The sequence below is a fragment of the Streptomyces sp. genome (genome assembly GCF_035563135.1).
Taxonomy (GTDB): Bacteria; Actinomycetota; Actinomycetes; order Streptomycetales; family Streptomycetaceae; genus Streptomyces.
Genome location: NZ_DATMVN010000013.1, coordinates 1 through 7,074, shown reverse-complemented (window position 1 = coordinate 7,074; position 7,074 = coordinate 1). Strand labels below are relative to the sequence as shown.

Genomic DNA, 7,074 nt, shown 5'->3' with positions numbered 1-7,074 from the left:
GAGAAGCTGTCCTGGTAGTACATCGCCTCGGGACCACCGTCGCCGGTCCCTCCGTCGACGGCAGGCGCACAACGGCTGAGTGGCGGGCCTCCGGGATCCGTGGGATCGGGGCCCGCCACTCGCATGCGGCCAACCACGCGTCTACAGAGCGGCGTTGATGACCTCGGGGCCGTAGACCGCTTCCAGGCGACGGAGGGCTTTGTCCCTCTCCCTCAAGACATAGTCGGTCCGCTCGTACGGGTCCAGCTCCAGGTCAGCTCCGGCAGCCCACAGAGGGCCGACCACCGCTGCGATCTCTGCCGCAGCAGCGGCCCAGTCCGCATGGGCGTTTGCCGGAACGTCCAGGAAGAGCAGAGTCGGATGCGGCTGGTACGGGCCGTGCAGCAGCTTCCCCGTCTTCCGGGCCAGCTCGTCTGCTCGGCTGCGGAGGTCCTCGTTCGGGCACCGCCCGGTGATGAACTGTTCCCTCACCTCGATGCCGACCTCTGTCAACTCGGCCACCTGCTCAGCCGAGTACTGGAAGTCCCGGTGCATGCGGGCGCACGTGTCCTCCTCGGGGAACCGGCTGACGACTTGGCCGTCTCGCCACTCGTACCCGGCGCCGAGCACTACGAGGATCTGGTGCAGAGCTTCCGTGCGGTGCGGGTAGCCGCAAGGGTAGCGCTCGATCAGCTGACGAACGGTTTCGTTGACGCTGGCCATGGGTGGGCTCCTGAAGTCCTTGATGCAGGGCGGTGTGCGGGGAAACAGCGGCAGGTTCACCGTCGTCGCCGGTCTGTCGCGGTGACAGGTAAGCACCGCGTCGGTGCCCTCCCCAGAAGTGGCGAGTTGCCGTATGAGGTGCTGGCCGGCGGCGGGCAGCAAGACCCAAGCACCGGCTCCGTGCGGTCTTCGGATGATGCGGACAGCAGGGCTCACGATGGAGGCCGCGGTCGAGCGCCCGAAACGACCTGCCGCCCCGCACCGTGAGGGGGTCACGGTGCGGGGCGGCAGTCATCGACCGGCTGAGGGGTAGGCCGGTCGGCGGTGCCGCGCCCGCAGGGGGATGCAGGGCGCGGCTGGCCAGGAGGTCAGGTCGTGAAGATCAGCGTAGGAAACCGGCGCTCGATCAGGCGCCAGGCCCACGAGGAGACCTGGGTAGCTTGCTGGGGTTCGACGCCAGGCTCCCAGCGCAGAGCGCCGGGCAGGCCGTACATGATCAGCACAGCCCGGATGGCACCTTCGATCTGTTCCTGGGTCAGGTCGGAAGGAAGGGAGTCTGTGTGGCCGCCGTAGGCGTAGCAGAGCAGCGCGTGCACGTCGTTGGGGCCGAGTGCGAGCGGGCCGACGTCCAGCCGCAGCCGGTGGTCGGCGCCGACGGTGGCGGTCACAGCGCTGCCTGCACGTCGATGCTGGCGGGCAGAGTGACAGTGACGTCCACCCGGATGCCCTTCCACTGTGCGACCACGGTGTGCGTGCGCACGAGGCGTCCGTACATCTCCACCGGGGCACAGCTCGTGACCTCGCCGCCCAGCGCCTTCACGTACGCCTGGAAAGCCTCCACCGTCTCGTGCTCACGCTGGAGGTACCCGTACAGCGCCCGGTCGTCCTCCGGCTGCGGGATCGGAATCGACCAGTGCGGCGTCGGCAGGTCCGGGAACTCGGTGAGGAGCTGCGACAGCGCGAACGCGACGGCACGCTGGTGGCCTGCCGGGGTGGTCTCCCTGATCGTCTCGGTGTACGCGGTGGTCATCGCTGCTCCTGGGTCGTTCCGTTGCTGACGACCCAGAAGGTAGGAAGCGAAGCGGCCACAGTCCCGCTCCCGCGAATCACGGTGACTCCACAGCCCGGAGCCAAGGCTCGCCTTCTCAGTCCGGCGGCAGTTGACTGCCGGACCTGTCGCCCTTCTGGTAGTCCAGGTCGGGTGCGTAGCCCTCCGCTCGCAGGAAGGCGTCGAGGACAGCCGCAACGAGGTTGCCTACGCCGAGGCCGCCGCGTTCGACGTTGTACGCGTTGAGGCGGCGCTTCAGTTCTAGCTGCTCGGGGACGGCGTAGTTCAGTTGCTCCCGATCTACTCCCCGGCGCATCAGGAGGGCTTCGGTCTCGGGATGCGGGCTGAAACCCGTGACTGCACCTCCCTCGCGCTCTTCCTGGGCCTTCAGGGCGTCGGCCAGCTCCTGGGCTTTGCGGGCCAGGGATACTCTGCGCGGCACTTCTTTCCTTCCACGTAGGGACACCTAGGGATACGGCTATGGAAACGGCTATAATTCTAGGCGTTCGGACGGATGAAAGCCTAGTACTACCTAGCGACGAATGCCCGCCACCGGGGCAGGTGGCGGGCATTCGGCCTTCCATAAGAGCTGGTCAGAAGCGCATGACCCTCAGCCACCGGTCAAGGGCAACCGTGACGATGTCAGCAGGCGGCATCTTTTCCAGCCGGTTCAGGACTCGATACATGGCCAGCCGATGGTTCAGTTGCAGGTCCCTCGGCACCTGTGACTTGAGAGATTCGCGCGTGATGAACCGCTCGTTGAGCACCACTTCAGCCGGACGGATGTCCTCAGGGGTGCCGTGCCCCGTGTATCGGTTCCACGGCGGCAGCATGTCGTCGGCCGAAGCCTTGCCACCTCGAAGGAACCAGTCCACGGCCACGGCGACCAGGTCGGCCGGCGGGATGTGGTTTATCCGGGACACGACCTTGAGCAGCTGCAGTCGGTGAGGGATCTGCAGCTCTGCAGGCACCGATGCGTTCAGTGCCTCCCTGGTGATGAACCGCTGGTTCAGGATCTCCTCAGCTCGAGGGAACCCCTCGTTGACAGGCGGGGGAACATGCCGGTCCCACTGGCTCGTGACGGCGACAGGGGCCTGCGCCGAGCGGCGCTCGAGCGCGGCGCCGGGGACGTCCCCGCTGTCACTTCGGGTGCCATCAGCAGCCGCTTCATCGGCCGCTTGATGCCCGGTCGCAGGCTCCGCCGCAGCCGGCTGGGCTGCCTCAGCCCGAGGCGGAACAGCAGCAGCCTTCTCCTGGGCATCAGCCACACGATCGCCGTCGGAGCTCTTGGGCGCCTGCTGCGCTTCTGGAGTCCGCGCTTGCACCGGGATGTCAGCGGAACTCGGGGAGCCTCCGCCCTGAGCAGAGGTATCCCCGGCGTCCGGCTTGTCGACCGGCAGCGCCGCCCCCTCCGCCGCCGGGGCAGCAGTCGCCACTGCCGCCCCTTCGTCGCCGGGGCTGTGCTCCATCTGCTCCTGTGCGGGCGCTTCCTCCGGCCCCGAGGTCGTGACCCGCTGACGCCCGGTATCTGCGCCTTCGACGTTCGTCACCTCAGAATCAGCAGCCGGCACGCTGACCGGCTGCTCCGCCGCGGCCTGGGCGACGGAGCGTCCGCCGTTCTGCTCCGCCGGGGCAACGCCAGCATCCCCTGTACCGCTGGAGCCTTCTGCGGCAGATGCCTTCGGAAACTTCGGCGGCGGCGGAGTCCGTCGTGCCGTCTCAACGGGGGCCTCGGCCACCTTGGTGGTGCCTTGGGTTGCAGCAGCCGTCTTCTTGGTGCCCTTACGGGCTCGCAGCGCAGCCATGCCGGCCTGCGGCTGCGTCGACGATTCATCGGCCATACTTCTCCACCGCCTCCGCGACAGCCTTCATCTCCTCGACGAACGGCGCCGTCCGCTTGGACACCGGGCTCGCACAGATGGGCACCCGAAGCCGACGCTGCGGGATCCAGTAGTAGTCACCCACGGCAGGACCGATCTCAGCCTTGTTCTCCTCTGCGAGGCGCTCAAGCTCGTCGAGCAGCCAAGCGGCAGGACTCCGCCCGACCTTGTACGGGATGAGCAGGAGAGGGTAGTCCGGCAGGTTCTTCAGAAGGCCCTCCAAGGCACGGAGCTCCTCATTTCCCAGCACGGCCGGTACGACGGTCACACGAGCAGCCGCCATCGCCCCGTAGGTGGATTCACTTCCGCCCGGGTGGGTGTCGACCACCAGGCGCCGCTTCAGGTCACGCGACCACTGCAGCAACGACTCGGCCACCGCCTCGGACCGCGGCTGGTTGCGCTCGAAGTCCGTGTGGCCAGGAATGAGGTCCGGCTTCCGGCCTCGACCGGACAGGGGCTTAGGCGTCTCACCAGTCTGGAATGCCCGAATGAGAGGCGATTTGAGCCTGGCCTCTTCGAAGTAGCCCCATCCGCGGGTCACCCCGCCCCAGTCCCACTCGAAGTCGGTGAGAACGCCGTCCAGGAGCCAGGCCAGCTCCTTGGCGGTGCGGCTCTTACCCACGCCTCCCTTGAAGCCGGCCACAGTGACAACGTCCGGCTCCTGCTCCGGCGGCACGTACGCGCCGCCAGCGTCAGTCGCCTCCCCCTCCTCATCATGGCCCTCGTGCTGAGCGGGAATGGCGGTCGCGCCTTCGGCGGTCACGTCTTTCAAAGTCTCGCTGGTCATGCGTTGCCACCCCTCGTGAGGTGGCTATCGTTGGTCTTCACGACTCTTGCTCCTTGCAGACGGTTGAGGGTCGAGCACCTTGCGCCCGTTGGGGAAATGCCTCCCCGGCGGGCGCTGTGCGTTTCAGGGGCGACGAGAGCGCGCTCGCGCCTCCCCTGACGGGCTCTATCTTGCCGGACAGCGGCCCGGCATCTGGAACCGGTACAGCGCTGCTTGTGAGTTTTAGTCCACCAGCGGCGCTGAAACCAGCCTGGACAGCCCGCCCCCAAGGTAGCTGTCAGCCGCAGCCCGGCGTGGGTTGCCGCGCGAACCGATCCGACTACGGGGGGCAATAACCGGCCTGAAATGGTCACTTCCGTCCGCAAGCATCACTTAGTCGCACAAACTCCTGAATACCAGCAACCGAGCATGCGTCACGTCTGCCGACAGTCGACACGGGTGGCAAACCACCGTTGACGGTTGACAACCGGATATCTGCCAACCCGGCCGACCCCGTCACCATCCACGGTCGGCACAGCTGCCAACGTCCGGCATGAAGAATGCGCCGGCGCCCTACCCAAAGCTTCGGCGTTGCCAAGGGTCCCGAGGCACCCTTGTCGGTGTTCCTCCCTCATGGATAGGACTGCCGCGACTGGATACCCATGGGTGCCCGCATTGCATCCGGCGCCGCTGCACGGCAGGAAACCGCCTGTCAGCTCATCTGACAACACCTGCCAGTCGCCGCCGCGGCTGGCTATGCCCTTGCCATCGCTGCCAACTGCCGCCCGCCAACCGAACCGCAAGCAGCCAGACTCGGTATCCAGGCGCAACCGGGTCGGCCCAGGACAACCGTCTCCCGCGGGAGACCGTGTGGCGTTCCAGCTACTCCGGCAATCCGTCATTGGCAGCGGGTATCCAGCCCAGCCGCGAGGGCATATCCGGGCGACCTCCCTCGCAACAGCTACTCCGCCGCCGTATCCGGAGCGCACCGGATACGGGTATCCATCCCCTCATCGCGGTCTCTTCCTTGTCGGACAACTGTCTCCCGTGGGAGACAGCGAGTGTCTCCCACGCCACCTACGCAGACTGCGCGGCACCTCAGGTCCGCCGCGCCGCCGCCTCGGCCTCCGCGAGATGCCGCAACGCAACCTCGTCGGAGGCCGGCGGCACCCCTTCCAGTGCTGCCTGGGCGCGGATGTCCCTGACCACTTGGCGGAGATGGGCGGCCGTGCTCGCCTGCTCCGAAGGCGTCTCGTCGTTGCCATCGAGGTGCCAAGCGAGGTCGTCCCACCACTCATCCAGGTCCTCAACTTCAAGGAACGACGACCGCACAGACAACAGATTGAGCGCGGCCTGGCGGACCCGGGCGTGCCCAGAGGTGACGCGCCGGGTCTCCTCCGCGTCCTGGGCCGCCCGTGCCTTCGCCAGGCGGGGAGTGCGCAACTCCCACTTCGTCTGAATCGCCAGGCGCAGCCGCTGCAGTCGAAGCGCAGCACCCCCGCGGGACTCAATGCCCAGAATGACGCCCATCTCCCGGCCCTTGAGCCCGTTTCGGAAGCAGGCCTCGAGCACAGCGACCTCCTGGACGTCGACCAGCTCGCGCAGCCGCCGGATCAACCGGAGACGGTCGAGGCTGTTCTCCCGCAGGGCTACCCGAGCATCGGCGAGTTGCTGCTCTTCCTCCTTCGTCCGCTTCCTCAGAGACTCCAGGCGGCGCACCGGCCGCTCCAGGACCTCTTCCCGCTCCCGGAGATAGACCAGGACGCCGAAGATGTCCTCTGGCGCGGGGAAGAGCTCCAGGTCGCGATCGCCGGCCTGCCGGTAACGCTTCCTCACACGCTCGACGACAGGTGCTGTAGCTCGATCCCTCAGGGGTTCTGGCGTTCCTCGTGGCATGGCCAACAGCATGCCGGTTTGTCTTCACAGTAATGACACGCCTCTCCGGAAACGCCCCTGGCGGAAAAGCTGACCTTCTCCTGCGCATTCGGGCACGCGTGCGATCAGGAGGAGGTTTCTGCAGCTCAGTCAGCCATCCGGACAGCCCGGTCACCGTACCCCCACTCGCTCCGGACAGCTCCCCCCACGCGGAGCCGGACAGCCCGCCACCGAACTCCGCCGACCGCTCCCGCCATCCGCAGCCCGCCACGCTCGCAGCAGCCGCCTCTCCTCCCCCCCACACCCCCTTCCACCCCTCCGCCCCAACACGGCGCCTCCGGTCTCCCCAGGCCCACCGACGAGGCCTGCTGGCGCTGGCCCCCGGTGTTCTACGCCTCCGCCATGCCCGGAGCGCCTTGTGGCGCTCCGGGCGGGCGGTGGTGGGCCCGGCCTGAATGGCCGGGCCCACCACCGCCCTTGCCCTATCCCGCCTCCCCCTCCGGGCCTGGCGGGGCAGTCGCCGGCCCGGACCGTCAACGGCGCCCTGCGGGGCACCCCGGGCCCCGCAGGTGCGCGCACCTCGCTTCCCTTCGTGCTCCTGGTCCCCGTCCTGGTCCCGCTCGGGCCGTCACGGGCCCGTCGGCGCTCTGCTGCGCCGTTCAGGCCGCTCCGCGGCGGCACCACCCCACGGGTGCCGGCTGCGGTGTGCACCTTGCGGCCCTGGGGAGCGCCATGGGTACACGGCCGCTCCGCGGCGGCCCCAGCTGTCCCTTCCCCGGCTCAGGAACGCCAGCGCGCCCAGG

Annotated in this window: 7 protein-coding genes; all 7 read right to left on the bottom strand. The window is 68.1% G+C overall.

The window, feature by feature from the left end:
* Positions 1–141: 141 nt before the first annotated feature.
* The 7 genes from VN520_RS00795 to VN520_RS00765 all read right to left on the bottom strand — a co-directional run bounded on the left by VN520_RS00795 (position 142) and on the right by VN520_RS00765 (position 6,304).
* On the bottom strand, positions 142–702 hold the full coding sequence (locus VN520_RS00795; protein ID WP_325744856.1) for a hypothetical protein: 561 nt from the start codon (positions 700–702) through the stop codon (positions 142–144).
* A gap of 368 nt (positions 703–1,070) precedes the next feature.
* Entirely contained in the window at positions 1,071–1,370 is a 300-nt protein-coding gene (locus tag VN520_RS00790) for a hypothetical protein (protein WP_325744855.1), read from the bottom strand.
* Positions 1,367–1,732 carry a hypothetical protein gene (locus VN520_RS00785; protein ID WP_325744854.1) on the bottom strand — a complete coding sequence of 122 codons (366 nt, stop codon included), beginning with the start codon at positions 1,730–1,732 and terminating at the stop codon, positions 1,367–1,369. The genes VN520_RS00790 and VN520_RS00785 overlap by 4 nt, the downstream gene beginning before the upstream one ends.
* A 115-nt stretch (positions 1,733–1,847) precedes the next feature.
* The gene (locus tag VN520_RS00780) at positions 1,848–2,192 is read right to left on the bottom strand and encodes a hypothetical protein (RefSeq protein WP_325744853.1); all 345 of its coding nucleotides are present in this window, start codon (positions 2,190–2,192) and stop codon (positions 1,848–1,850) included.
* A gap of 151 nt (positions 2,193–2,343) precedes the next feature.
* Positions 2,344–3,591 carry a hypothetical protein gene (locus VN520_RS00775; RefSeq protein WP_325744852.1) on the bottom strand — a complete coding sequence of 416 codons (1,248 nt, stop codon included), beginning with the start codon at positions 3,589–3,591 and terminating at the stop codon, positions 2,344–2,346.
* Complete coding sequence (locus VN520_RS00770) at positions 3,581–4,417, bottom strand: ParA family protein (RefSeq protein ID WP_325744851.1); 837 nt, start codon at positions 4,415–4,417, stop codon at positions 3,581–3,583. Before VN520_RS00770 ends, VN520_RS00775 begins: the two co-directional genes overlap by 11 nt.
* 1,077 nt (positions 4,418–5,494) lie before the next feature.
* Entirely contained in the window at positions 5,495–6,304 is an 810-nt protein-coding gene (locus VN520_RS00765) for a hypothetical protein (protein ID WP_325744850.1), read from the bottom strand.
* Between the last annotated feature and the right edge of the window lie 770 nt (positions 6,305–7,074).